This window comes from Cellulosimicrobium cellulans, assembly GCF_007679345.1.
Taxonomy (GTDB): domain Bacteria; phylum Actinomycetota; class Actinomycetes; order Actinomycetales; family Cellulomonadaceae; genus Cellulomonas; species Cellulomonas cellulans_A.
The window spans coordinates 1-25,309 of sequence record NZ_VEGH01000019.1 but is presented as its reverse complement, the minus strand read 5'-3'; the positions used below and the strand labels follow the sequence as shown (position 1 = coordinate 25,309).

General features: G+C 73.0%; 29 protein-coding genes and 1 tRNA gene. 12 read left to right on the top strand and 18 right to left on the bottom strand.

The window, feature by feature from the left end:
- Window positions 1-143: 143 nt before the first annotated feature.
- From thrB to FS882_RS19110, 6 genes are all read right to left on the bottom strand, one after another.
- Complete coding sequence (thrB, locus tag FS882_RS19135; RefSeq protein ID WP_158375573.1) at window positions 144-1,097, bottom strand: homoserine kinase; 954 nt, start codon at window positions 1,095-1,097, stop codon at window positions 144-146.
- A gap of 8 nt (window positions 1,098-1,105) precedes the next feature.
- Window positions 1,106-2,197, bottom strand: a complete 1,092-nt coding sequence (gene thrC, locus FS882_RS19130) for a threonine synthase (protein WP_158375571.1) — start codon at window positions 2,195-2,197, stop codon at window positions 1,106-1,108.
- A complete protein-coding gene (locus FS882_RS19125) occupies window positions 2,197-3,519 on the bottom strand; it encodes a homoserine dehydrogenase (RefSeq protein ID WP_262348419.1) in 1,323 nt (440 codons plus the stop codon). The genes thrC and FS882_RS19125 overlap by 1 nt, the downstream gene beginning before the upstream one ends.
- Window positions 3,520-3,858: 339 nt before the next feature.
- Window positions 3,859-5,250, bottom strand: coding sequence for a diaminopimelate decarboxylase (lysA, locus tag FS882_RS19120; RefSeq protein ID WP_158375567.1), 1,392 nt, complete (start codon window positions 5,248-5,250; stop codon window positions 3,859-3,861).
- On the bottom strand, window positions 5,247-6,926 hold the full coding sequence (gene argS / locus FS882_RS19115) for an arginine--tRNA ligase (protein ID WP_158375565.1): 1,680 nt from the start codon (window positions 6,924-6,926) through the stop codon (window positions 5,247-5,249). Before argS ends, lysA begins: the two co-directional genes overlap by 4 nt.
- Before the next feature lie 54 nt (window positions 6,927-6,980).
- A complete protein-coding gene (locus FS882_RS19110; RefSeq protein ID WP_158375563.1) occupies window positions 6,981-8,279 on the bottom strand; it encodes an MFS transporter in 1,299 nt (432 codons plus the stop codon).
- A 106-nt stretch (window positions 8,280-8,385) separates the two neighbouring features.
- Here FS882_RS19110 and FS882_RS19105 point away from each other — a divergent pair, with 106 nt between their 5' ends.
- The 8 genes from FS882_RS19105 to FS882_RS19075 all read left to right on the top strand — a co-directional run bounded on the left by FS882_RS19105 (window position 8,386) and on the right by FS882_RS19075 (window position 12,024).
- Window positions 8,386-9,039 carry a FadR/GntR family transcriptional regulator gene (locus FS882_RS19105; protein ID WP_158375561.1) on the top strand — a complete coding sequence of 218 codons (654 nt, stop codon included), beginning with the start codon at window positions 8,386-8,388 and terminating at the stop codon, window positions 9,037-9,039.
- Between the two features lie 60 nt (window positions 9,040-9,099).
- Window positions 9,100-9,175, top strand: a tRNA-Arg gene (locus FS882_RS19100).
- A 195-nt stretch (window positions 9,176-9,370) separates the two neighbouring features.
- Window positions 9,371-10,141 carry a DUF3800 domain-containing protein gene (locus FS882_RS19095; RefSeq protein ID WP_158375631.1) on the top strand — a complete coding sequence of 257 codons (771 nt, stop codon included), beginning with the start codon at window positions 9,371-9,373 and terminating at the stop codon, window positions 10,139-10,141.
- A gap of 183 nt (window positions 10,142-10,324) precedes the next feature.
- Window positions 10,325-10,513, top strand: a complete 189-nt coding sequence (locus FS882_RS19090) for a helix-turn-helix domain-containing protein (protein WP_187365385.1) — start codon at window positions 10,325-10,327, stop codon at window positions 10,511-10,513.
- 19 nt (window positions 10,514-10,532) lie between these two features.
- Window positions 10,533-10,682 (top strand): hypothetical protein, encoded by a 150-nt coding sequence (locus FS882_RS21200; protein ID WP_187365384.1) that lies wholly within the window; start codon window positions 10,533-10,535, stop codon window positions 10,680-10,682.
- Window positions 10,682-10,966 (top strand): hypothetical protein, encoded by a 285-nt coding sequence (locus tag FS882_RS19085; protein WP_158375557.1) that lies wholly within the window; start codon window positions 10,682-10,684, stop codon window positions 10,964-10,966. Before FS882_RS21200 ends, FS882_RS19085 begins: the two co-directional genes overlap by 1 nt.
- 126 nt (window positions 10,967-11,092) lie before the next feature.
- Complete coding sequence (locus FS882_RS19080) at window positions 11,093-11,404, top strand: hypothetical protein (RefSeq protein ID WP_158375555.1); 312 nt, start codon at window positions 11,093-11,095, stop codon at window positions 11,402-11,404.
- A 41-nt stretch (window positions 11,405-11,445) separates the two neighbouring features.
- Complete coding sequence (locus FS882_RS19075; protein WP_158375553.1) at window positions 11,446-12,024, top strand: hypothetical protein; 579 nt, start codon at window positions 11,446-11,448, stop codon at window positions 12,022-12,024.
- Window positions 12,025-12,545: 521 nt separating this feature from the next.
- Here the strand turns inward: FS882_RS19075 and FS882_RS19070 are convergent.
- From FS882_RS19070 to FS882_RS19025, 12 genes are all read right to left on the bottom strand, one after another.
- Window positions 12,546-13,322 carry a hypothetical protein gene (locus FS882_RS19070; protein WP_158375551.1) on the bottom strand — a complete coding sequence of 259 codons (777 nt, stop codon included), beginning with the start codon at window positions 13,320-13,322 and terminating at the stop codon, window positions 12,546-12,548.
- Window positions 13,319-13,528, bottom strand: coding sequence for a hypothetical protein (locus tag FS882_RS21195; protein WP_187365383.1), 210 nt, complete (start codon window positions 13,526-13,528; stop codon window positions 13,319-13,321). Before FS882_RS21195 ends, FS882_RS19070 begins: the two co-directional genes overlap by 4 nt.
- Before the next feature lie 3 nt (window positions 13,529-13,531).
- Window positions 13,532-13,849: a hypothetical protein gene (locus FS882_RS19065; protein ID WP_158375549.1), complete on the bottom strand. Its 318-nt coding sequence runs from the start codon at window positions 13,847-13,849 to the stop codon at window positions 13,532-13,534.
- The gene (locus FS882_RS19060) at window positions 13,846-14,310 is read right to left on the bottom strand and encodes a hypothetical protein (RefSeq protein WP_158375547.1); all 465 of its coding nucleotides are present in this window, start codon (window positions 14,308-14,310) and stop codon (window positions 13,846-13,848) included. Before FS882_RS19060 ends, FS882_RS19065 begins: the two co-directional genes overlap by 4 nt.
- A gap of 9 nt (window positions 14,311-14,319) precedes the next feature.
- The gene (locus FS882_RS19055; protein ID WP_158375545.1) at window positions 14,320-15,837 is read right to left on the bottom strand and encodes a glycosyl hydrolase family 28-related protein; all 1,518 of its coding nucleotides are present in this window, start codon (window positions 15,835-15,837) and stop codon (window positions 14,320-14,322) included.
- Between the two features lie 199 nt (window positions 15,838-16,036).
- On the bottom strand, window positions 16,037-16,168 hold the full coding sequence (locus FS882_RS21700) for a hypothetical protein (RefSeq protein ID WP_262348415.1): 132 nt from the start codon (window positions 16,166-16,168) through the stop codon (window positions 16,037-16,039).
- Window positions 16,165-16,875, bottom strand: a complete 711-nt coding sequence (locus FS882_RS19050) for a hypothetical protein (RefSeq protein WP_158375543.1) — start codon at window positions 16,873-16,875, stop codon at window positions 16,165-16,167. Before FS882_RS19050 ends, FS882_RS21700 begins: the two co-directional genes overlap by 4 nt.
- A gap of 4 nt (window positions 16,876-16,879) precedes the next feature.
- The gene (locus FS882_RS19045) at window positions 16,880-17,083 is read right to left on the bottom strand and encodes a helix-turn-helix domain-containing protein (RefSeq protein WP_158375541.1); all 204 of its coding nucleotides are present in this window, start codon (window positions 17,081-17,083) and stop codon (window positions 16,880-16,882) included.
- Window positions 17,084-17,422: 339 nt separating this feature from the next.
- Window positions 17,423-17,797, bottom strand: coding sequence for a hypothetical protein (locus tag FS882_RS19040; RefSeq protein ID WP_158375539.1), 375 nt, complete (start codon window positions 17,795-17,797; stop codon window positions 17,423-17,425).
- Window positions 17,798-17,907: 110 nt separating this feature from the next.
- Window positions 17,908-19,023: a tyrosine-type recombinase/integrase gene (locus FS882_RS19035; protein WP_158375537.1), complete on the bottom strand. Its 1,116-nt coding sequence runs from the start codon at window positions 19,021-19,023 to the stop codon at window positions 17,908-17,910.
- A gap of 235 nt (window positions 19,024-19,258) precedes the next feature.
- On the bottom strand, window positions 19,259-20,245 hold the full coding sequence (locus FS882_RS19030) for a Gfo/Idh/MocA family protein (RefSeq protein ID WP_158375629.1): 987 nt from the start codon (window positions 20,243-20,245) through the stop codon (window positions 19,259-19,261).
- Window positions 20,246-20,296: 51 nt separating this feature from the next.
- Entirely contained in the window at window positions 20,297-20,599 is a 303-nt protein-coding gene (locus FS882_RS19025; protein WP_158375535.1) for a hypothetical protein, read from the bottom strand.
- Between the two features lie 242 nt (window positions 20,600-20,841).
- Here FS882_RS19025 and FS882_RS19020 point away from each other — a divergent pair, with 242 nt between their 5' ends.
- The 4 genes from FS882_RS19020 to FS882_RS19005 form a co-directional block, all read left to right on the top strand.
- Window positions 20,842-22,089, top strand: a complete 1,248-nt coding sequence (locus FS882_RS19020) for an MFS transporter (protein WP_158375533.1) — start codon at window positions 20,842-20,844, stop codon at window positions 22,087-22,089.
- A 144-nt stretch (window positions 22,090-22,233) separates the two neighbouring features.
- Window positions 22,234-22,758, top strand: a complete 525-nt coding sequence (locus FS882_RS19015; protein ID WP_158375531.1) for a YcxB family protein — start codon at window positions 22,234-22,236, stop codon at window positions 22,756-22,758.
- 136 nt (window positions 22,759-22,894) lie between these two features.
- A complete protein-coding gene (locus tag FS882_RS19010; RefSeq protein ID WP_158375627.1) occupies window positions 22,895-23,692 on the top strand; it encodes a CPBP family intramembrane glutamic endopeptidase in 798 nt (265 codons plus the stop codon).
- A gap of 171 nt (window positions 23,693-23,863) precedes the next feature.
- On the top strand, window positions 23,864-25,309 hold a 1,446-nt coding region (locus FS882_RS19005), incomplete at its 3' end, for a DUF222 domain-containing protein (RefSeq protein WP_158375529.1).

The window sequence follows — 25,309 nt, the reverse complement described above, 5'->3', positions numbered from 1 at the left end:
GTCGCGCCGATCGCGTCGACTCGCGTGGGCTGGATCGCTCCCGGGCTCGGATCTCCTGAGCGACGCTGCACCGGAAAGAGGCTGAGCGGATGTCAGGACGAGGCCCGGGGAACGGCGCCCAGCATACCACCGGGCCGCCTCGATCACGGCAGTCTCCGGGCCTCCGCGCCGGTGGTGTCGATCGCGAGCGGGACGATGCGCCAGCCGCCCATCACCCCGCCGAACACCTGCTGCAACGCGGCGTCCGCGTCGGTCGGCCGGCCGCCGTCCGCACCGGGCTCCCCGGCCGCGCGGGCCAGCACGAGCACCGTCGGACCCGCCCCCGAGACGACCGCCGCCACGCCCCGGGCGCGCAGCGCGTCCACGAGCGCCAGGCTCTCGGCCATGACCGGGCGGCGGTAGCCCTGGTGCAGCCGGTCCTCGGTCGCCGGGAGCAGCAGGTCCGGGCGGCGGCCGAGCGCCTCGACCAGCAGCGCCGCGCGGCCCGCCTGGAACGCGGCGTCGCCGTGCGGCACCTGCGCGGGCAGCACGCCCCGGGCGTGCGAGGTCGACAGCCGGGTCGACGGCACCACCGCGACGGGCGCGACGTCCGGGTGCACGGCCAGCCGTGCCGCGCGCACCGCGTCGTCGCCCTCCGACCAGGCCACCGTCGCGCCGCCGAGCAGCGCGGGCGCGGCGTTGTCGGGGTGACCCTCGAGCTCGGTCGCCAGCCGGAGCACGACGTCGTCGTCCAGCGACTCGGGCTCCGCGACCAGCGCCCGCGCGGCGAGCAGGCCCGCGACCACGGCGCCGGCCGACGACCCGAGGCCCCGCCCGTGCGGGATCCGGTTCCGGCACGTCAGGTGCAGTCCGGTCTGCGGTGCGCCGACGTGGTCGAGGGCGTGCCGCATCGCGCGGACGACGAGGTGGTCGTCGCCCGAGGGCACCTCGTCGGCGCCCTCCCCCACGACGTCGACCACGACGTCCGCCGAGCCGAGCGCGCGCACCTCGACCTCGTCGTGCAGCGCCAGAGCGAGGCCCAGCGCGTCGAAGCCCGGGCCGAGGTTCGCGCTCGTCGCCGGGACGCGCACCCGCGCCCGGTCGGCTCCCAGTCGCACGGCGAGCCTCAGCCGAGGCCGAGCGCGGTGGCGATCTCCACCACGTCCGGGCGCACCCGGGTGGTCTCGACCTCGGTGCCGTCCGCCGTGCGCAGCGCCCACTGCGGGTCCTTGAGGCCGTGCCCGGTGACGGTCACGACGATGCGCGCGCCCGCGGGCACGCGGCCCTCCTGCGCGAGCCGCAGGATCCCGGCGACGCCAGCGGCCGACGCCGGCTCGACGAACACGCCGACCTGCGAGGACAGCACGCGGTGCGCGTGCAGGATCTCGTCGTCCGTGACGGCCTCGATGAGGCCGCCGGACAGGTCGCGCGCGGCCTCGGCCTGCGTCCAGGACGCGGGGTTGCCGATCCGGATCGCGGTCGCGATCGTCTCGGGCTCCATGATCGGGTAGCCGTGCACGATCGGCGCGGCCCCGGCCGCCTGGAAGCCCCACATCGCCGGCGTGTGCGTCGCGACCGGGTCGAGGTCCGCCCCCGCGTCCAGGCCCGCGTACTCGCGGAAGCCCTTCCAGTACGCGGTGATGTTGCCGGCGTTGCCGACGGGCAGCGCGTGGATGTCGGGGGCGTCGCCCAGGGCGTCGACGATCTCGAACGCGCCGGTCTTCTGGCCCTCGATGCGGTCCGGGTTGACGGAGTTCACGAGCTCGACCGGGTACGCCTCCGCGAGCTTGCGCGCGGCGACCAGGCAGTCGTCGAAGTTGCCGTCGACCTGCAGCAGCGTCGCCCCGTGCGCGACCGCCTGGCTGAGCTTGCCCATCGCGATCTTGCCGTCCGGCACCAGCACGGCGCACACCATGCCCGCGGCGGTCGCGTACGCGGCGGCCGAGGCGGAGGTGTTGCCGGTGGACGCGCAGACGACGGCCTTCGCGCCGCGGCCGGCGGCGGCGGACATCGCCGTCGTCATGCCGCGGTCCTTGAACGACCCGGTCGGGTTCATCCCCTCGACCTTGACGAACACCTCGGCCCCGGTCAGCCGCGACAGCGCGGGCGCCTCGACCAGCGGCGTGCCGCCCTCGCCGAGGGTGACCACGCGCTGCTGGACGTGCGCGGGCAGGCGGTCGGCGTACTCGCGGATCACGCCGCGCCACTGGTGTGCCATCAGGCTCCCTCGACTCGCAGGACGGAGACGACCTCGCGGACGGAGCCGAGGTCGCGGATCGCGGCGACCGTCGCCGCGAGCGCGGCCTCCGGCGCCTCGTGCGTGGTGATGACCAGGCGGGCCACGCCGGGGGCGTCGCCGTCGGCGCCGGTCGCGTCGGCGGGCGCGGCGTCGGCGGGCGACTGCCGGACGGCCTCGATCGACACGCCGTGCTCGGCGAGCACCGCCGACACGTGCGCGAGCACGCCGGGCTTGTCGTCCACGTCGAGCCGCACCTGGTAGCGGGTGCGCGCCGACTCGGCCGGCAGCACGGGCAGCGCCGCGTACCAGGACTCCGCCGGGCCGCGTCCGCCGTGCACCCGGTGCCGCGCGGCCGACACGACGTCGCCGAGCACCGCGCTCGCCGTCGGGACGCCGCCCGCGCCGCGGCCGTAGAACATGAGCTCGCCTGCGGCCTCCGCCTCGACGAACACCGCGTTGAACGCACCGCGCACGCCCGCGAGGGGGTGGCTCAGCGGCACCAGCGCGGGGTGCACCCGCACCTGCACGCCCTCGGCGCCGTCCGCGGTCGCGCGACGGTCCGCGATGGCCAGCAGCTTGATCACGTGGCCGGTGCGCGCCGCCCACGCCACGTCGTCCGCCGTCACCTGCATGATCCCCTGGCGGTCGACGTCGTCGATCGAGACCCGGGTGTGGAACGCGAGCGAGGCGAGGATGGCGGCCTTCGCGGCGGCGTCGAAGCCCTCGACGTCGGCCGTCGGGTCGGCCTCCGCGTAGCCGAGCGCCTGCGCCTCGGCCACGGCGTCGGCGAGGTCGAGCCCCTCCGTCGCCATCCGGTCCAGCACGTAGTTGGTCGTGCCGTTCACGATGCCGAGCACGCGGTGCACGCGGTCGCCGGTCAGCGACTCCCGCACGGGGCGCACCAGCGGGATCGCGCCGGCCACGGCGGCCTCGAAGTACAGGTCCACGCCGGCGGCGTCCGCGGCCTGGTAGAGCGTCGGGCCGTCCTCGGCGAGCAGCGCCTTGTTCGCGGTGACGACCGCGGCACCGTGCTCGATCGCGCGGAGCAGCAGCCCGCGGGCCGGCTCGATTCCGCCGACGACCTCGACCACGACGTCCGCCTTCGCGACCAGCCCCTCGGCGTCGGCCGTGAGCAGCGCGCGGTCCACGACCGGGTCGCGCGGCGCCTCGACGTCGCGCACGGCCACCCCGACGACCTCCAGCGGCGCCCCGACCCGCGCGGCGAGGTCGGACGCCTGCGTCGTGAGCAGCCGGACGACCTCCGTGCCGACGACGCCGCAGCCGAGCAGCGCGACGCGCACCGCGGGGCGGGCGGTCGCGCCCGGGGCGGGCGAGGTGGGGCTGACGGACTCGTCGCGTGCGGTCACCGCGTGCACCTTCCGATCACGCCCGGTCGGATCCGGGCCTGCTGGGGTGGGGTCCGGCGCAGGGGCGCCCGACCGGACCACAGGATAGGGGCGCCGCATCGGCGGGCCGCCCGGTATCCACACCGTGGGCGTGGCGGTCCGGCGGGCAGATGCCCGTCAGGTCTCCGGCTCCGGTCGAGCCACGAGCGCAGAGCACCCAGCCCGGACCCGGTCACCCACGCAACGCCGTGCCTGCCGCGCGGTGCGAAGCGTCCCCGAGCGCGAGCGCGGCGGTCAGCCCAGGTCGAGCGCCAGCAGGTCGTCCTCGGTCTCGCGCCGCACGAGCACCCGCGTCGCCCCGTCCCGCACGGCGACCACCGGCGGCCGCGGCACGTGGTTGTAGTTGGACGCCATCGACCGCCCGTACGCCCCGGTCGCGGCGACCGCGAGCAGGTCCCCGGCGGCCACGTCGGCGGGCAGCTGCACCTCGTGCACGACGATGTCGCCGCTCTCGCAGTGCTTGCCGACCACCCGCGCGAGCACCGTCTCGGCGACACCCTCCCGGGACACGATCGCCGCGTGGTAGTGCGCGCCGTACAGCGCCGGGCGGATGTTGTCGCTCATCCCGCCGTCGACGGAGACGTACAGCCGGGACCGGCCGTCGTCGAGCGACACCGGCTTCACGGTGCCGACCGTGTACAGCGTGAGCGTCGTGGGACCGACGATCGCGCGCCCCGGCTCGAACGACAACCGCGGCAGCGGCGTGCCGAGCGCGGCGCAGGTCGCGTCGACCGCCGCGGCGATCTCCTTCGCGATCCGGTCGACGTCGAGCGGCACCTCGCCGGGCAGGTAGGCGATGCCGAACCCGCCGCCGAGGTCGACCTCCGGCACCAGGTACCCGGTCCGCGCGGCCAGGTCGGCGCGCAGCCCGAGCACCGACTGCGCGGCGACCGCGAACCCCGCGGGGTCGAGGATCTGCGAGCCGATGTGCGAGTGGATGCCGAGCAGCCGCAGCTCGGGGTGCCGCAGCACCAGCTGCAGCGCGGTGAGCGCCGGGCTGTCGCCGCCGTCGGCGGGCGTCGCGACGGACAGGCCGAACTTCTGGTCCTCGTGCGCGGTCGAGATGTACTCGTGGCCGCCCGCGTGCACGCCGGTCGTGACCCGGACCATCACAGGAGCCGGCTCGGCGCCGGCGCCGCGCGCCCGGACGGCGGCGGCGACGCGCTCGACCTCGCCGAGCGAGTCGACGATGATCCGCCCCACCCCGGCGTCGATCGCCCGGGCGATCTCCGCGTCCGACTTGTTGTTGCCGTGCAGGCCGAGGTCCGCGCCCGGCACGCCGGCCCGCAGCGCGACGGCGAGCTCGCCGCCCGTCGAGGTGTCGACCCGCAGGCCCTCCTCGTGCGCCCACCGCGCGACGGCGACGGACAGGAACGCCTTGCCCGCGTAGTAGACGTCGACGCCGGCGCCGACCTCCGTGAACGCGGCCTCGAACGCGGTCCGCAGCGCCCGGGCGCGCGCCCGGAAGTCGGCCTCGTCCAGCACGTACGCCGGCGTGCCCTGCTCCGCCGCGAGGTCGCGCAGGTCCACCCCCGCGACGCGCACGGCCCCGTCGGCGCCGCGGCCAGCGGAGGCGGGCCAGGGCAGGCCGAGCGGGGCCGGCGCGGCGGTCGGGCCGCCGGTCACATGCGCTCCGGGGCGCTCACGCCGAGCAGCGCCAGCCCGTTCGCGAGCACCTGGCGGGTCGCGTCGTTGAGCCACAGCCGGGTGCGGTGCACGTCGGACACCTCCTCGTCGCCGAACGGCAGGACGCGGCGCTGGTCGTACCACTTGTGGTACGCCCCGGCGAGCTCCTCCAGGTACCGGGCGACGCGGTGCGGCTCGCGCAGCTCGGCCGCCTGGGCGACGATCCGCGGCAGCTCGGCGATCTTGCCCAGGAGCGCCGACTCCGTCGGGTGGTCGAGCAGCGACGCGTCGAAGCCGTCCTCGCGGCGCACCCCGGCGTCGGCGGCGTTGCGGCCGACCGCGCAGGTGCGGGCGTGCGCGTACTGCACGTAGAACACCGGGTTCTCGTTCTTCGCGCTCGCGAGCAGGTCGAGGTCGAGGTCGATCGACGAGTCCGCGGACGACCGGGCGAGCGAGTAGCGGGCGGCGTCGACGCCGACGGCGTCCACCAGGTCCTCCAGCGTGACGACGGTGCCCGCGCGCTTGCTCATGCGCATCGGCTGGCCGTCCTTGAGCAGGTTGACCATCTGCCCGATGAGGATCTCCAGGTTGACGCCCGGGGTGTCGCCGAACGCGGCGCACATGGCCATCATCCGGCCGATGTACCCGTGGTGGTCCGCGCCGAGCATGATGATGACGCGGTCGAAGCCCCGCTCGCGCTTGTCCAGGTAGTACGCCAGGTCGCCCGCGATGTACGCGGCGTCCCCGTCGGACTTGATGATGACCCGGTCCTTGTCGTCGCCGAAGTCGGTGGTGCGCAGCCAGGTGGCACCGTCCGCCTCGAAGATGTGGCCGTTCTCGCGCAGCCGGGCGACGGCGCGGTCGACGGCGCCGGTCTCGTGCAGCGTGTCCTCGTGGAAGTACACGTCGAAGTCGACGCCGAAGTCGTGCAGCGCCTGCTTGATCTCGCCGAACATGAGGTCGACGCCCCGCGCACGGAACGCCTCCTGCGCCTCGGGGTCGGGCAGCGTGCGCGGGTCGGGCTCGCCGGCCGCGGCGGCCTGGGCGATCACGGCGTCGGCGATGTCGGCGATGTACTGGCCGCCGTAGCCGTCCTCCGGCGCCTCCTCGCCCCGCGCGCGGGCGAGCAGCGAGCGGGCGAACCGGTCGATCTGCGCGCCGTGGTCGTTGAAGTAGTACTCCCGGCCGACGCGCGCACCGGACGCCTCCAGCACCCGCGCCAGGCTGTCGCCCACCGCGGCCCAGCGCACGCCGCCGATGTGGATCGGGCCGGTCGGGTTCGCGGAGACGAACTCGAGGTTGATCGACTCGCCGGCCAGCGTCTCGTTGCGGCCGTATGCCGGACCGGCCTCGACCACCGAGCGCGCGAGCCCGCCCGCCGCGGCGGCGTCGAGCGTGATGTTGAGGAAGCCGGGCCCGGCCACGTCGACCTTCGCGACGCCCGGCGCGTCCGCCAGCCGGCGGGCGAGCTCCTCGGCGAAGGCGCGCGGGTTGGTCCCGGCCTTCTTCGCGAGCTGCAGCGCGACGTTGGTCGCCCAGTCGCCGTGCTCGCGCTGCCGGGGTCGCTCCACGTGCACGGTGGCGGGCAGGTCGGCGGCGTCCAGGGCGAAGGTCCCGTCGGCGACGGCGCCCGCGAGGGCGGCGCGCAGGGACTCGGAGAGCTCAGCGGGGGTCACCGGACAAGCGTATAGACACAGGGGCGTTCCCCCGACCGCGACAGCGCCCCCGGCTCAGGCTGCGTCTGCGGTACCCGCCTGTCCGCCGGCCGGCCGCCGCGGCCCCCAGGTGTCCTCCAGCATCACCGGCCGGCACGCCACCGTCGCGGCGCCGAGCAGCACCACCAGCGTCCCCAGCAGGAACAGCAGCGCCGCCGTCCACGTCCCGGTCGCGTCGTACAGCGCGCCGACCAGCAGCGGCCCGGTCCCGGCGATCGCGTACCCGACCCCCTGCGTGAACCCGGACAGCGAGGCCGCGCCCGCCGACGTCCGCGTGCGCAGGTTGATCAGCGCCAGCAGCACCGGGAACGCGCCCGGCCCGATCCCGCCGAGCAGCACCCACAGCCACACCGGCCCGCCCGGGGACACCAGCAGGCCGACGTACGACACCGCCCAGCAGGTCACGAACACCACGACCAGCCCGATGGGGTTCCGCATCCGGGCGGCGGCGATCGGCGCGATCAGCGCGGGCGGCAGGCCGAGGATCGCGAACACCGACAGCCACACCCCGGCGGCGTGCGCCGACGTCCCGCCGTCGACCAGGATCTGCGGCAGCCAGGCGAACATCACGTACGAGTCGAGCGAGTTCATCGCGAACGTGATCGCCATGCCCCACGCGAGCGGGCTGCGCCACACCCGGCCGCCCGACCGGTGCCGTGACGTCAGCGCGGGCGTCGTCGCCGGCGCCCGGCGCAGCAGGCCGGACAGGTGCGCCCGCGCGGCCGTGGACCGGACGATCACCACGACCCACGGCACCGCCGCCAGCACGCCGACCACCGCCCACACCGACAGCGCCGTCCGCCAGCCCAGGCGCTCCGCCACCGGCAGCGCCAGCAGCGCGGGGAGCGCCGTGCTGAACGACATCGTCACCGAGTAGATCGAGGTGACCACGCCGATCCGGTCCGGGAAGTACCGCTTCACCACCGGCGGGAGCAGCACGTTGCCCATGCCCATGCCGGCCAGCGCGATGACCGACCAGCCGAGGAACCCCGTCGCCGACGTCGACGCGGACCGCACGACCTCGCCGGTGACCGACAGCAGCATCGCCGCGACCAGCAGCGGCTCCAGCCCGACCCGGCGCGCGAGCACCGGGGTGAGCGAGCCGAACGCCGCGAACGACGCCACCGGGATCGTGCCGAGCAGGCCCGCCTCGGTCGGCGACAGCGCCACGTCGGCGCGCACCAGGTCGAGGATCGGCGACACCGACGCCACCGCGATCCGCAGGTTCAGCGCGACCAGCACCACCCCGAGGAGCACGACGCGGCGGCCGCGCCAGGGTGCGGCGGATCCGGCGGACGGGGCGGTGGACGACATGCGGCCTCGGTTCTGCACGGGAGACTGCGCGCGTCGGCGGGCGCTGGCGGACGGGTGCCCCGGTCGTGTTGAATCGCGGCACAACTGACCAGGGAGACTACCCCGCATGACGCGACGCACCGGACTCATCGACGCGACGGTGGCGCAGCTCCGAGCGCGCATCACCTCGGGCGACTGGCCGGTCGGCACCCGCATCCCGCCGGAGCCCGCGCTGGTCGAGCTGCTCGGGGTCGGCCGCAACACCGTCCGCGAGGCGGTCCAGTCGCTCGTGCACGCCGGGCTCGTCGAGCGGCGGCAGGGCTCGGGCACCTACGTGCTGTCCACGTCCGAGCTCGCCGTCAGCATGGGCCGGCAGATCGCGGACGCCCGGCAGCGGGACGTGATCGAGGTCCGGCGCAGCCTGGAGGTCGAGGCCGCCCGGCTCGCCGCCCGCCGCCGCACCACCGCCGACGTCGCGACCATCACGCGCCTGCGCGACCAGCGCGCCGAGGCGTACCGGTCGGGCGCGCTCGACCGGATGGTCGCGGCCGACCTGGCGCTGCACCGCGCGATCGCCCGGGCGGCACGGAACCCGGTGCTCCTGTCGCTCTACGAGAACCTGATCGACGCGATCACCGACAACATCCGGTTCAACTTCGCGCAGATCCTGCAGGACGGCGACAACCACGACGGGCTCGTCGAGGCGATCGCGGCCGGGGACGACGCGCGCGCGGTGGCGGAGACCAGCGTCTACCTCTCGGGGCTGCTCGGGGAGGACTGAGAGCCTGGTAGTCTCGTGCACCGCGCCGCTGGTTCGCCGGTCGGCGTGCGGCGGTACCCCGCCCTCGTAGCTCAGTGGATAGAGCGTCTGCCTCCGGAGCAGAAGGTCGTAGGTTCGAATCCTATCGAGGGCACCATCTGACCTGCGGGTCTGCGCCCCCGTGTCACACACGTGTCACGGGGGCGTTTGCGTTCTATCAGGCGGTGCCGCATGGAGGGGGCTCAGTGCAGGTGGGCAGGGTCGTCGCGTCTCATGAAGAGGCGGGACCGCACACCGTGCGCTCCGCCAGCCAGCTGCCGGCCAGCGCGGGGGTGCTCCGGTGCCTGGTGTGATGCTGGCCTACGTTGATGAGACCGGCGATACAGGATCAGTGACGGAGACCAAGGGCGCCACCAAGTGCTACGGCTTGGGTTGCGTACTGGTCCCCGTGGATCACTGGCCCGCCGCGTTCAACGGGCTCACTGAACTGCGCCAGGCACTCCGCCACGCCTACCGGTTGCCCGTCCGCGCGGAGGTGAAGGCGAACTACCTCATCCGCGGCGGAGGACCTATTCGGCCCCTGGGGCTGTCCCCGAGGGAGCGCCACCTCATCTACCGAGCACACCTGCGCTCACTGCATGACCTCAGCATGCGCGCCTTCTCGATCGTGATCGACAAGGAGCAGGCCGGCATCTCGGGCCGCGAATGCCTCGAGATGGCATGGCAGACGCTGCTGCAGCGCCTCGAGCGACTCTCCACGTCCGAGGGCGTCGCGATCATGGTCGTCCACGACGCGGGCGAGAACGACGAGATCCGGAAGTACTTCCGGAAGGCTCGCCGCTTCCTCACCGCAGGCCGAGCCGCCGGCGGCGGAGGCTTCCAGTTCGCCGCAGACCGGTTCATCGACGATCCGACCCCTCGGGACTCGGCCGCGTCGTACTTCATCCAGATGGCTGACCTCGTCGCCTACGCCGGATGGCGCACGTATCAGCGTCCGGGTCGAGGCGTCGCGGCGGTGGTGCCGCACGACATGTGGGACGAGCTCGGGGCTGCCAACCACCGCGTCGTGAACTACCTCAAGCCGAACGGCTCCGTCCCCGGAGTGGTCCTCCGGACACGCTAAAGCCCCCCGGACGCACTCTCTGGCGTCGCGGGGGGCCGGGAAGCACCTACCCCGAGCAGAGGCTCGGATCAGCGCTTACCCGACACCCTACCCACGTGGAACCGGTCGCGCAGTGACCTGCTCAACATTCGCACCTGCGTGTTGTCGGCCAGGAGTCGGTCCCCGATGGGGTACGCCAGGCGTATGCCACGACTCACCCCGCAGCAGCTCGTCTACACCCGCGAGGAGGCGGCTCAGGCGCTTCGCACCTCCAAGGACCGCATCGACAAGGCGATCCACTCCGGGCAGCTGCAGGCCAAGCAGCTTGGCCGCCGGATCGTCATCCCGGCCAAAGCGCTCGAGAAGTACCTCGACGAGCTCCCCGACGCCTAGAGCCCTGCAGCACGGCGGCGTGCAGCCGTCGGCCGCCGCCGCCGTCACGCTCGCCGTCCTCACCATCGTGTTCGCCGACCGGTACCCCGGCGCCTGGATCGCGCTCTGGGCCGTCTGGGCCGCGACCACGGCGGCCGCGGTCACCAACGCCGCGCGGAGGGCCGGCTGATGCCGCGCCCCGGCCCGCGCCGCGAGCTCGTCGGCGCCAAGATTCTGCCCGACACCGTCGCGCGCCTCGACGCGAACGCGGTCGCCGGCGCCGGTAGCCGCTCGGACGTCGCGCGCCTTGGGATCGAGCTCGCCGCAGCTGGCATCGTCAACCGCCGACCCGGACTGTGCCACCTGCACAACCAGCGGGAGGACGCGATGTTCGTCCTCGTGCTGCCGAACGACGACGAGTGGTGGTTTTGCGAGACCACGCAGCGGCTCACCCAAGGTACGGCGGTGCCGTAGGGCCCAGACGTCACCCGAACGGCTGGTGCGCTGGTGCGCACGAGAGTGAGATCGTCAGCGCCGACTCGGATTCAGCGATGCTGCTCCCGATCTAGGGCATGACGAGCAAGGGGGCGCAGGTACCGCATGGCTGACGACAATCGGTTCCTCCTGGTCGTCCTGTCGATCACTAGGGTGGCAGGATGGCTGATCCTTGCCGGTGCGGCGTGGCTCGTGATTCACGAGCTCCGTCCCCTGGTCGAACTGGTGGCCGGCCGGGAGACGCTCGTCAGCGTGAGTCTGTCGACGACGATCAGCGTCGGCCTGAACGTTGCAGGCCTGGCGGCGATCATGAAGCTCCGCTCGGACAACACGAAGTTGCGGGGCGAACTACAGCAGCGTAAGTCGCAGAAGCGCATCAGTTCACAGCGAAATCAGCGCGCTCGGCCCAAGAAGTAGCCGTAGAGTCGAACCGATCAGACACTCCGGGGGTGTGGTAGATGGATGTCGGACAACTGTGGTCCCTGTTCGCGATCCTCTTCAGCGTGGTCTTCGCGGGGACTCTTGTGTTCGTGGTCGTCCCGGAGATCGCCAGGAACCGCCTCACCCTCCGAGGTGCGGCGGTACTCGATGCGATTGCCGAGCTCGAAGACCTGAGGCTCACGCGGGTCGAGCGCGGCGCGCTTACCAACCTCGGTGACCGGGGCCGGCGTCTCATCCAGATCGGGGCTCCGCCCGCGAGCTTCGTGGTTGCCGGCGCCGCGGTGTATCGGCGTCAGCACCGACGTGGTTCGCACGTGGATGAACTGGATCCGGTGTGGGCGGCGTTCGAAGCGAGCGACGACTGTCCCAACCGAACCGCAATCGAGAACCTCGAGAGGGAGCTCGTTCGGGAGACGTTCCGAGCCACTGTGTTCTGCGGCAGGTTCTGGCTCATCTTGTGGCCCGCTTGGCTAGTCATCCGGCACGCGTTCGCCGCCACGGCACAGCCCGTTGCGACCACCGCCTCCGAAGCGCGCGTGGAGTTCGCGGTCTTCGAGGCGCTGGAGATCAAGTCGCGCGCGCTGGTCCCCGCGTAGCCGCCCTCACTGCCGTATACCCCTTCGCGACAGCGCCCCCGCCCTCCCGGAGGAGGACGGGGGCGCTGTCGTGTGCGGGTGTCGCTACTCCCCGCCTCTGGGGTGGCATCGCCGGCGCCGTCCTGGCTGCGCACCCGAGGACCCGCTCCGTACAGGCACGGCTCGGTGATGACGGTGACCGCGTGCGTCCCTCCAGGGGTACGCACTGAACGCGTACCTCTCGTCGGGGCCCAGGCACCGGGTCTTCTTCTCGGCGTGGACGACCACCGATCTGTGAGACTGTCTCTCCCTCTCGCGCGCGCGTGCGCGCGACCCCCCTCAGCAACCCCGGGGAGAGAGGACGGCTCCCCCCGGCAGTCGGCCCCCCACGGGCCTGACCGGCTTTTTTGGGGGCGAGGACGTGCCGGCAGCAACATACCGCCAGCACGTCCTCGCCGTTGCGCCCGAGTGCGTGGTGCTCGTCCGAAGCTCGCTCTCGGGCATGTGCGGCGCCCGGCTCCCAACCGAACCGGGCGCCACGTTCAGGCCGCCCGCCCCGAGATCTTGGCCTCGACCTCGCTGGGGGTATTGAGCCGCAGCCCGCCGGCGGCGAGGGCGAACCAGTCGATGCCCCCCTGGGTGCGCTGCTCGATGTGGTAGCCGCCGTTGTCGGACCAGATCTCGCCAGCTGCGAAGTAGGCCGAGAGGTCGGGCGGGTCGCCGATGGCGCGGTTGCGCGGGTCAAGCGGTGTCGCGATGTCAAGGGCAGCGAGCAGGTCGCGCAGGCCGCGCTCGATGCGGACGAGTGCACGCCATGCAGGCCGGGTCTCGCGGAGCGCACGAACGGCGTCGGGGTTGTCCATGTCGATGACGTCGTTGGCGGTCGTGTTGTAGGTGAACCCGAACTCCTGGACGGCCGTGACCATCACGTCGGCGGCCATGTCGAAGTCGCCGCGGACCTCGGCGATCAGGTCGGGCACGCGGCCTCGGACGTCGGCGAGCAGCTCGACCACAAGCGCCCGCTTGAACGTCTCGAAGCCTGCCTCCGCACCGACAGGCGGTGACATCTGCAGAGGAGCGTGGGAGACGTGCGCGCGCCACGAGCGCTGGATGATGTTCTCGGCGACATGATCGTCGGTGAGGCTCAGGACGCTGCCGGCCTCCTGGTCGACGAAGGCCTGGCCAGCCAGCAGAAGTTGCTCGGCGCGAGCGATCGAGTCGGGAACGGTCGCTCCGAACTGTTCGATGGCAGCGCGGAGAGTGCTGATGCGTCCGACGTGGAACTCGGGACGGTAGTCGGACTCGAGCCATCCGTTCATGCGGGAATCTCCTGGACCAGGTCGACTGCCCGGAGGTGCTCGAGGCAGTCCGGACGGGTGTTGGTGGGGATGAGCGCGCCGCGCTCGAGGTAGGCCCTCCCGCCGCCGATGAGGTCGACGATGACCATGCTGCCAACGACCTGGTAGCGGGTTCGGGGAGCGATGGCGTAGGGCTGAGCCTGATGAGTCGTGGTGGGCAGTCCCATGGCTCAGGCGACCTTGGTGCCGTAGATAGCGGTGTAGAGCTGGTCCTCGGTCTGCGTGGTGAGGGCCACGGAGCACGTGGGCCGCCTCGCGGCGGGCTCGCCGTAGATCGCCCGGTAGATCGCGTCCTCGGAGCTCGCGGCTCGGGAAGGAGTGGTGCGCCCCGCGGTCGTCGCGGGATGCGCCGAGGGTTCCGCTTCGGCGCGTTCGGCCTTCTCCGTGAGTGACGCGGCGATCGCTACGTTCAACGTGGTGGGGTTGTCGACGGCGGCCGCGCGTGCGCGCGCAGCGCGCTCGGCGAGGGTGAGGGTGCTGCGGGTCATGGTTCCTCCATGAGCGGTGTAGGTGCACGCGGGCCGCTGGCCTGGGGCGTGTCCTCCGCTGGAGGTGAGGGCTCGGACTCGGGCACCACGGGTGCGGTCGAGTCCGGCGCCTTCGAGTTTACCCTGAAGAGATGTGGTTTGCGGCGTCGTAGGTCACCGATTCGAAGGGTGAACTCGCGGACGTTGAGAGAGCCGTCGGGGCTCGTGATGGCGTCCATGCCGATGAAGGCGTGGAAGTCGTCGACGTCGGTCAGTTGCTCCTGGAGGAGAACGGTGACGATGACGCGGTTCTGCTCGGCGATGATCTCGCGAGCACGGCGCAGCTCCACGCGTTGGCGTGCGGCCTGCCGCGAGGCGCGCAGCGCACCGGTCTGCCCGGCCCGGGTCGTCGTTCCGGAGGCGGCGACAGCCGAGGTCGCGACGCCGTGCGGGTGGAGCTTCGGGGCGTAGGTGTCATCCATCGCGCACCCTCAACTCGTGCGGTTGTTGGCGACCACGGAGGCAGTGAGGGCGACACCCGCGCCGGTCGCCGCGCCGCCCGAGCTCCACCCGCCGAGGTCGTTCCCGACGACGAGCACACTGTCGACCGTCGTGTACTCACCCCACTGCTGACCCCATGCGGTGCACCCCGTCATAGTGAGCCGGCCGGCGCCGTTGTAGACGGCCGCGTTGTGGTCCGCGCCGGCCACCGCGTTCTGGCCGTTGCTCTTGAACAGGACGCCCGAGACGTTCGTTCGGCCAGCGGCGGTGTAGATACCGCAGTCGGCGTTCGCGACGATGAATCCCCCGCTGATGCCGACGTCGGTGTTGTTCGCGCTGATGACGATGCCGTGTCCGACACCGGATGCGGGCGTTCCGAAGGCCGGGCCCGTCGTCCGGGACCCCGACAGCTCGATGAACGGCGCGATGATGATGTGGTTGCCGCCGTAGGTGTCCAGGGCGATCTCCCCGCCGTTGGCGCACCCGTCCTCGCCGATGAACGCGTTGGCAACACGAATGTCGTTGATCGGTCGGCCGGCGCGACCCTCGAACGAGAGTCCGGATCCGGTGCACGCGAACGTCGCGACGTTCGTCCACTGCCCGAGCGTGATCTGCGGGGCGCCCGTGGTCTGGGAGTAGACGCGGAACCCGGCTCCAGCGGCGCGCTGGACGAGGATATTCGTCAGCTGCCACTGGCACGCGCCGTTGTCGTTGTTGTTCGTGATGAAGACGCCGTCGGAGTTGCACACGTCGACGATCACGTTGCGGACCTCGGCCCAGGTCGCAGGGCCGAGATAGAGCGCACGGAAGTGCTGGTAGAGGAACACGTCCCGGATGGTCATGTGGTTCGCGGCCCCGGTGTTCGAGAACACGTAGATTGCGGCCCCGGAGGTCGCGACGGACGGCCGCCTGACCGTCATCACTGCCACCGTCGTGCGCGTAGCAGTGAGGGCGATCTCGATCGTGTTGCCGGTTGTCCCGGAGTGGACGATCTCCGTGGCGCCCATCCCGGTTCCGATGAGGGACACGTTGGCGCTGGCGATCGTGAGGCCGGCGTCGATCAGGTAGCTGCCGCGCGGGAGGTACACGAGGCCGCCGCCGGCGGTCGAGGCGGCGTCGATCGCGGCCTGGATCGCGGCGCGGTCGTTCGTCGACCCGTTCCCGACGGCGCCGAAGTCGCGGACGTTCAGGAACAGCGCGCCGGCGCGGACCACGCCGCGCCCGGAGCCGTCGACCGCGGTCGCGTACCGGCCGTCGAGCGCGGTGCGCGTCGCCGAGGACGTCCCGACCAGCGTGGCGACCTGCGCGTCGGTCGGGGCCTGGGCGTCCTCGGCGGCCTGCCTCGCCTCATCGGTGTACACGGCCACCTGGTCTCGAAGCTCGCGGTACTTGGCCTCCCGCGCGTTGAGTGTTGTGGCGGCCAGTGGAGTCGAGGGGTCCCCGATCCCCGTGCGGGGGTCGTAGTCCTTCCAGAAGGTGCCGAAGTCTTCGAACATCTCGGTGCTCATCACGCCTCCGCGTGGGTGTCGAGGGAACGGGCGGTGTGGGTCTGTCAGTTGTCCCTGTGCCGGGTGAGGCGGACGGCCCCGCAGGTGGGGCACGTCAGGACATAGAAGCCGCGGATGCTGGCGGGCCGAGAGGTCCAGCCGGGCATCGTGCAGCCATGGCGGTGCTCGAATCCGTGAGCGTCGAGCTGAGGTGCGCGGTTCATCGGCCGGCCACCACGACTCGGGCGGCTGCCTCCAGGTCTGCTCCGCGCCCGATGCAAGCGGCGCCGCGGGCGTGGAATGCGGGCTCGAGGATGTCGAGCACGGTCTCGTCGTGGTGGAGCTCAGTCATGCGGCACCTCGTGTGCTGAGTCGGGAAGCCGCGAGGAGGATCGCCTCGCGAGTGGTTGCGTCGGGCTGCTCGCGTCGCGCCGCGGCGATCAGGTCTCCCGCAAGAGCCCCTGCACGGTTCAGTGCTTCTCTCGCGGCGGCATAGTCGTCATCGCCTTGCGAGTGCTTCGTGCCCTGGTGAGGTGTGGGAGAAGGCGCTGATCTTCCTGTCCTGTCTCCTGTACCTGGTTCCTCCTCCTCCTTGGAGGGGTCTGAGGTGTCCCCCAGTCCGGACCTCCTAGACCCCCCTCTAGCGGGGTCTGAGATGACCCCCTCCGAGGGGTCTGAGGTGACCCCCACTGCGGTCCTGGCCGGTCGGCGTGAGGGGTCTGAGGTGTCCCCCAGTCGGCCGGCGAGATGGAGGTGGTACTCGGCGTTTCGACCGGAGAAGGCGCGACCGTCTCTGGTGAGGAGGCCGGACATCTCGAGCTCCTTCACGAGACGCCGAACATGCCGCCGTGCGCTCTCGCGCCTGGGCATGCCCTCTGAGACGTCCGCGAGGGGGTATCCGATGGCCTGTGCGAGCAGTTCCCAGCCGGCGAAGTACCGCGGTGGGTCATCGTCGTCCTTGGCGGTGACCGCCATCCTGACGAGGATGAGTCGCGCGGGAGCGGGAAGGGTTGCCTGCTCGGCGGCCACGAACGCCCTCAGGACGTTGGTGGCTCCCACCCGCTCAGGCTGCGGCGACCGGGTGCAGCAGCGCGTCGACGTCGGTGCGGCGGATCCGGATGGCCTTGGCGCCGACCTTGACGGCGGGGAGGTCGCCGCAGGCGATGCGCTCGCGGACGAAGCGCTCGGTGACGCTGAGGGTGCGGGCGACGGCGGCGACGGTGACGAACTCGGGGCCGTCGTCAGCGGGGCGGGGGTGTGCAAGCATGGGCGTGCCTCTCTAGCCGGAGGTTGCGGCCCCCTCCCGTCAGTTGGCGCTGACGGAATGCGAGGGGGCCGCTTTCGTTGTGGTGGCGGGTAGCGATTCCGCTTGCATGAACCATAAGTCCGCATGGGGTGTCTCGGTACCGACGGTTGACGCGACGGTGCTGGTCAGAGCGCTAGGCGCCTATCACCCTGGCGTGCTGGCGTCTACACAAGGCCTGACAACTGGACACCGAGGAACCGAGCGCTGACCTCGCGCCTTGCGGGGGTGCACGTGACAAGTGGACACCGCGTTGTCTACACATCGAGGCCCGCGCGCCTACCAGACCCCCGGCGGGTACGTTCACCCGAACGGAGTAGTCAGAGTCGACTTGCTCGGGCCGAGTTCGCCCGTGTCCGCAGCGCCTGCGGGGTCGACGATGTCGGCAGCCTGCAGGATCATGCGGGCGACGAGACGAGCCTCAGAGGGCGTCGCGGCCTGCATGTTGTAGCTGATGTTGACCGTCGCCCACGGCGAGAGTGGGTTCACCTTCGGACCGATCTCGTGGCGGATCCAGATCCGGTCGGAGTCGTCGATCCGGTTGAGAGCCTCGTGCCAGACCGCCTTCACGAGAAGCGAGTGTCGGTGCTCCTCCGCGCCGGGAGACCACACGGCGTGGTCGGTGCACCAGGCGGGGTGCTGGGTCGTGTCGGTGGTGCGTGCGATGATGTCGTTCATGGGGATGACCTGCTCCAACAGGTTGTCACCTAGGCCTCGTTCGGTGCTCCAACACCGGGCGAGGCCGCTGTCGTTGGAGGGTACGCGCTTAGCGAGTACCCTCCGCGTCGCTACCCATCACCTCCTGTGGCGAGTCGCGAGAGCGCGTCGGCGATGACGCGGTCACGGTCCGCGGCGGCGTGCTGGTAGCGCATCGCCATCGCGGGGGTCGTGTGCCCGAGCCGGGCCATGAGCTCGGCGATGGTCGCGCCGGACGCGGCCGCGAGCACGGCGCCGGTGTGGCGCAGTCCGTGGAACGTCAGGTCCGGGCGGCCGGCGGCGCGGCAGGCGCGCTTGAACGGGCCGCGGAAGCGGTGCGGTGAGAGGTGCTCGTCGGTCCCGGGCTCGGCTGGGAACAGCAGTGGGTCCGGCGGACGGACGGACTCCGGTGAGCGGAGACCCTTGAGGTGCTGCTCAAGCAGCGGCACCAGGTGAGGCGGGATCGCGACGTCACGGCTCCCGGCTTCGGTCTTGGGGGTGTCGATCAGCGCGCGTCCGGTCTGCCAGTTGGCGGCTCTGCGGATCCGCAGGACGCGGTCAGCCAGGCTGACGTCACCAGTTCGCAGCTCGGACACCTCCCCGAACCGCAGGGCGCACCAGGCGGCGAGGAGGACCATCGGTCGCAGCCTCTCTTCGACGTTCGCGACGATGACCTCGAGCTCGGGGATCGACGCCGGCCGGATGGTCTTCGCGCGGCGCACGGATCCGGCTCCCTCGACACGGCACGGGTTCGTCGGGATCAGGTCGTCCCGGACCGCGGTGTTCAGGATGGTGCGCAGGAGCGCGTACACGTGCGCGCGCTCGGTGGGGCGGTCGGGCAGCAGCGTCGAGTGCCACTCGCGCACGGCGCCTGGGGTGATGTCGGGGAGGCGCACGTCGCCCCACTGTGGGAGGAGGGCGCGGTCAAGCTGGCCGCGGTACAGGGCGCGCGTCGACGTCTTGAGCGTGCGACCGGCGAGCCAGGCGTCTGCATACTCGCCGAACGTGGTGCGGGTGGCGGTGGGGTTGATCTTGCCCTCGGCGATGAGGGTCTGCTGCTTCGCGAGCCAGGTCTCGCCGGCGCGCTTCGTGTCGAACGTGGCGGGGGCGTTGACCCACTGCTGTTCCGCGCCGGGTGCGGTGTACCGGGCCTGCCATCGCCCGGAGGGCAGCTTGCGCACCTGCCCGAAGCCCCGTCGACCAGCCATGCCCTGCCCCTCGTGTCACTACCGTGTCACCTCGTAGTGACACGTTGTTGATCTGGATTCACGGTACGTCACGCGATAGGACAGCGCCAACCCTGCTCAGATGCATCCTGCGGGTGAACTGTGCATCGTGGTTCATATGGCGTCGCCTAGGTTCGAATCCTATCGAGGGCACCAGCACGCAGGCCCGGCCCCGTCGAGGGACCGGGCCTTCGTCGTCCCCGCGCCGGGCGTCCCGTCAGCCGTCCGCTGGGAACCGGATCCCGGCGCCCAGCCGCGCCGCCGTCTGCACCCGGATGACCGCCACGCTGCGGTCCAGCCACGCCGACGCGGCGGCTCGGTCGTCCTCCTCGACGGCCCGGACGAACGCCCGGAACTCCGTCGCCAGCCGGTCCCCCGCGAGACCGTCGTCGACCGTCTCCACCGTCCCGTCGGCCAGCTCGAGGGTCACCGCCCCGACCAGGTTCGGCGAGGTCGACGTCGTGATCCGGCCCGCGGTGCCCTGGATCAGCCCGCCCTGCGGCCCGGCCGAGTCCTTGGCCTGCGTGCACGTCGCGACGAACCCCGGGTAGCGCAGGACCAGCACGCCGCTCGTGTCGATCCCGCGCTCGACGTTCGCGGTGTAGGTCGCGCGCTCCGGCTCGCCGAACAGGCCCAGCACGAAGTGCAGGTTGTAGAGCCCGAGGTCCATCAGCGCACCGCCGGACTGCTCCGGGTCGAACGCCGGCGGGACCTCCCCCGCCCGGAACGCGTCGTACCGCCGCGAGTACTGGCTGTACTGGCTCTGCACCAGCTTCACGTCGCCGATCCGCGGCAGCCACGCCCGCACCTGGGCGAAGGCGGCCAGGTGGATCGTCGTGATCGCCTCGAACAGGAAGAGCCCGCGCTCCTCGGCCAGCCGGCGGAGGCCCAGCGCCTCGTCGACGGTGCTCGTCATGGGCTTCTCGACCACCACGTGCAGCCCGCGCTCCAGGCCCTCGCGGGCGTAGGCGACGTGTGCGGCGTTCGGCACCGCGACGTACAGCGTGTCGATCCCGGCGGCGCAGAGCTCGTCGAGGCGGTCCGTCACGAGCGGCACCCCCGTGCGGTCGGCGAGCTCCCGGGCCCGGTCCAGCGACCGCGGGCGGGCGAGCACGCCCGCCACCTCCAGCCCCGGCACGCGCGGTGCCGCGCGCTCCAGGAACTCCGCCACCATGGCACCCGCACCGACGACCCCGAGACGCATCACCCGGAGATCATCCCCCGGCCGCGAAGGCCGTCCGGACCTCCGCCCGGGTCAGCGCGGGGCGCGCGGGAGCGAGCGGGTCGCCGGCTCGCTGAACTCCAGGGTGATCCGCAGGTGGCGCAGCTCGCGCTGGTCGAGCACGCGGCCGGCCCCCTCGTAGTGGATCGACTCGCCGTCGATGAGCTCCAGACGGGCCATCGGCGCGTCGACCAGCAGCGTCTCCGTGGTCGCGTCTTCGACGCGCAGGCTCCCCCCGGTGCCCTCGATGCGGACCGTGTGGCCGCGCAGGTCGACCGCGCGCAGCAGGGCGCGGCTGGCGCCGTCGCGCAGCAGGATCCGGGTCGGTCGCAGCACAGGGGGTCCTTCCGGGAGCGATGTCGGCGGGCGCGCAGGGGAAGCGCATGCCGACCGTTCGTACGATCGGCCGCCACCAGGGCAGTTGTGAGGACTTCGGCGCCGGCCTGACCGGCCGCCGTGGTCGGGTCGGCGGCCCGCCCGCGCCCCGACGTGGCCGTGCCGCCGAGCCGCGCGCCCGTAGGCTGCGGGGGCGGCGCCGCACCGGTCGCCGACCGCACCGCTCCCGGAGGACCCGCACCGTGCCCCCCGCCTACGCCGCGACGAAGCGCGCCAGCTACGCCGCCTACGTCGTCCAGGCCGTCGTCAACAACCTGGCACCGCTGCTGTTCATCGTGTTCCACACGCGGCTCGACATCCCGGTGGCCCAGCTCGGTGCCCTCGCGGCGCTCAACTTCGGCGTCCAGCTGCTCACCGACCTCGCCGTGATGCGGGTCGTCGACCGGGTGGGGTACCGCGTCCCGCTGGTGCTCGCGCACGTCCTGGCCGCGCTCGGCCTCGTCCTGCTCGCCGTCCTGCCGTTCGTCACCCCGGACCCGTTCGTCGGGCTGTGCGCGGCCGTCGTCGTGTACGCCGTCGGCGGCGGGCTGCTCGAGGTCCTCGTCAGCCCGGTCGTCGAGCACCTGCCCACCCCGCCCGAGTCCAAGGCCGCCGGCATGGCCCTGCTGCACTCGTTCTACTGCTGGGGGCAGCTCGCCGTCGTCGTCGGCACCACCGCCCTGCTCGCCGTCCTCGGCGAGGGCCTCTGGCCCGTGCTGCCCGTGCTGTGGGCGGTCGTCCCGCTGGTCAACCTCGTCGCGTTCCTCCGCGTGCCCCTGCCCGACACCGTCGCCGACGAGGACCGGACGCCGCTGCGGTCCCTGCTCGGCACGCCGCTGTTCCTCGCCGCCCTCGCGCTCATGATGACCGGCGGCGCCGCCGAGCTGACCATGGCCCAGTGGTCGTCGTTCTTCGCCGAGCAGGGCACCGGCGTGAGCAAGCAGGTCGGCGACCTGCTCGGTCCCGGCCTGTTCGCGCTGCTCATGGGCGCCGGGCGGTTCGCCTACGGCATCTGGGGGCAGCGCGTGTCCCTCCGGCTGCTCCTCGTCGTGTCGTCGGCCGGCGCCGGCATCTGCTACGTCGTGGCCGCGACCGTCGCCGTCCCCGCCGTCAGCCTGCTCGCCTGCGCGCTGTGCGGCCTGTGCGTCGCCCTGCTGTGGCCCGGCACCTTCTCCCTCACCGCTGCGCGGTTCCCGATGGGCGGCGCGGCCATGTTCGCCCTGCTCGCGCTCGCCGGTGACGCCGGCGGCACCCTCGGGCCGTGGGCCGCGGGCGCCGCCGCCGGGGCCGCCGACGGGTGGCTGGCGCCGCTCGCCGCGGCCCTGCCCGGCGACGGCGGGACCGGGCTGCGGCCCGCGCTGCTGCTGTGCGCGGCGATCCCCGTGGCGTTCTGCCTGACCGTCGCGCGGTTCCGGGCCTCGCGGCCGGCGGTGGAGCCGGTCGCGGCCTGACGGCTGCCCGGCGCGGCCGCTGTCCTCCCGGCCCGTCCGGGCGCGGCCGTCCGGGTGATCCGGGATCGTCCGACCACGCCGCGCCGCCGGCCACGGGCACACTCGCGCGGGAGCGGCGACCGCCGCCGAGCAGGAGGAAGACCCGTGACCGGAGCCGCCGCCCCGCCGACCCTGACGCTGGAGTGGCGCCCCGAGCGGACCGAGCTCGCCGAGGCGCTCCGGGCGCTGATGCGGCTGCGCCGCGGACGGCGGACCGCCGCCCTCCTCGTCGGCGGCCTGGGTGTGGCCGCCGGGGCCTGGGCACTGGGGCAGCCGGTCCTCTCGTGGCTGCCGGTCGTCGCCGTCGCGGCGGCGCTCGTGCTGCTCCCGATGCACCGGCTCGCGGCGTGCCTGGTCTGGCGGCGGGATCCCCGCCAGCACGACGAGCACACCGCCCAGGTCGCGCCGGGCTCCGGCGTCACCCTGACCATCGGTGACGTCACCTCGACGTTCCGGTGGTCCGCGTTCTCCGGCGTGCTCGAGACCGATCGCCTGTACCTCCTCACCCTGCCGCGGGGCCGGCGCACGTCCGTCCTCCCGCTCCCCCGACGCGCCGCCGAACCCGACGACGCCCGGGCGCTGCGCGCCGTCCTCACCGCCGAGCTCGGCGAGCCCGTCCGCGTGCGCTGACCGGACCGCTCACGTGGCCGGGACCGGCCGCCCGTGACAGGGTGCCGACGTGACCCCCTCCGCCGCGGCCACACCCGCGACACCGCCCGCCGCCACGCACGGTGCTGCCGCGGCCACCGGACGGAGGCCGTGGGACATCGGCTCGCCGGCGCGTCTGCTGGCCGCCGCGCTCGTCTGCGGTGCCGCCGTCCTGATCTTCGCCGTGCACGTCCGGCCCCTCGGCTACGTCCCCCTCCTCGCGGGCGTCGCGCTCGGCCTCGTCGTCGACCGCGCGTTCGGACGCGACCTCGCCCTGATCGGCACCGGCATGGCTATCGTCTCCGCGATCTCGTTGGAGGCCGACCTGTCCGACGCGGGCATGACGCGGTTCACCGTCGTCCTGTCCCTCGCGGTCCTCGTCCCGTGGGCGCTCTCGCGGTACCTGTTCCGGCAGCGGACCATCCGGTTCCCCGTCGCCACGGGGCGGCGCTGGGCACGCTGGCAGTGGATCTACCTCGGCGCCGTCGTCGTGATCGGCTACCTGGTCCTGCCCTTCTACTTCATCGGCTCCGGCGCGTACCGGAACTGGCCCGACCTCGACGGCGGCCAGGACATCGCGCGCCTGTTCGTCGGGGTCAACGCGGTGGGCATCTGGGACGAGTTGTTCTTCATCTGCACCGTCTTCGCACTCCTGCGGCAGCACCTCGGGCTGTGGACCGCGAACGTCCTGCAGTCCGTGGTCTTCGTGTCGTTCCTGTGGGAGCTCGGCTACCGCGAGTGGGGGCCGCTGCTGACCGCGCCCTTCGCCCTCGTGCAGGGCTGGATCTTCGCGCGCAGCACCTCCCTGTCATACGTCGTCGCCGTGCACCTGCTGTTCGACCTCGTCGTGTTCGGCGTCCTCGTGCACGCGCACCACCCGGAGCTGGCCGACGTCTTCCTCACCGCCCCGGACTGAGCGCGGGGCGGGTCGGCCGGGCGCGCTGGGGCGACGCGGACGACGGCACCGGACGGGGTGGCCGCTCGGCAGGCGGGCGGCGAGTCCTCCACAGGGCGCGGGGCGTGCGTGGTCCCCAGGGCGCGCGGTCGGGCCGGGGGTGGTGTCGGTGGTCGCCGGTAGCGTTCTTGCATGGCTGACCTGCAGGAACACCCCCGGGGCGACACGGTCGCCGACCCGGTGCTGCCGGTCTACGCGGCCGACGGGGTATGCCTGACCGACTACGGCCCGGACCCGGTGGTGGCGTTCGGCGGGGCGGCGCGCACGGGTGAGCAGCGGCAGGTCGAGGCCATCGCCGCGTGCCCGCCGGGGCCGGTACTGGACGCCTGGCTGCGCGGGCTCGACCTCACGGTTCTCGCCCCCGCGATCCTCGTGGAGGTCGTGGCGGCGCGGGCGCGGATGGAGGCCCACCAGCACGCCGCGATGCTCGACGCCGTCGCCGAGCTCGCCCGTCGCCCCGAGATGCACCCGCAGTGGTCACCCCTCGCGGGCGCCCCACCGACGCAGGGCTGCGTGGCCGGGGACGAACTCGCGATGCGGTTGGGCTGGTCGCTGATGACCGCGAACAAGGCCGTGCACCGGGCACTGGTCCTGGACGGGATGCTCGCCGCCACCCGGGAGGCGCTGGAGGTCGGGCACATCGACGCCGGAAAGGCCGAGGTCCTGGCCAGCGCGCTGATCGACCTGCCCTACCAGGCCGCGCACGCCGTGGAGGACGCGGTGCTGCCCGACGCCGCCCAGTGCTCCCGCCGGCAGCTCGAGCAGCGCGTGGCCCGGGAGGTCCGGATCGCCGACCCCCAGGGCGAGGCCAGACGCCACACGCTTGCCCGCCGCGGTCGGCGGGTCACCCGACCGCGGCGCCGCCCGCACGGGATGGCCGCGATGTGGGTGGTCCTGGCCGCCGAGGACGCCACCCGCGTCGACGGGGTCCTGCACCACACCGCCCGCACCGCCAAGGCCCTGGGCGACCCCCGCACCCTGGACCAGCTCCGCGCCGACGGCCTGCGCGACCTCGTCGTGGGAGACGTGCCCGAATCGGACGGGCCGGCGTTCGAGGTCCACCTCGACCCACCCGCGCCGGTCCCCACCCAGCGCAGCGGGGCGCGCCGGTGGCCGGAGACCACCACCCGTGGCGCACCCGTCCGGCCTGCCGAGCCGATCCCCACCGCCACCCTCACCCCGGTGGGCCATCCCGAGGCCAGCACGGCACCGACCGAACCCAAGCCGACCGCACCCACGCCGAGCGAGGCAAGGCCGAGCGAGACAGCGCCCACCGGGTCCACGCCGACCGCGGCCACCCCCAGCACCACGCCCGCACCCAGCAGCACGTCGTCCGCAACCAAGACCGCCACCACTGCGGTGCCGAGCAGCGCGTCGGCCGTTCCTCCTGCGAACACCGCGCCGACCCCACCCCCTGCCAGCACCGCACCCACGCCCAGCACCACGCCGACCGAGCCCGCACCGGCCGTGCCGGTTCCGGGCGTGCCCGCGACCGACCCCACGACCGCCGCCGCGCGTCGCAGCTGCACCCGCTGCGCGGGGCGCCCCGGCGCCGAGGTCAACCTCACCATCGCCGCC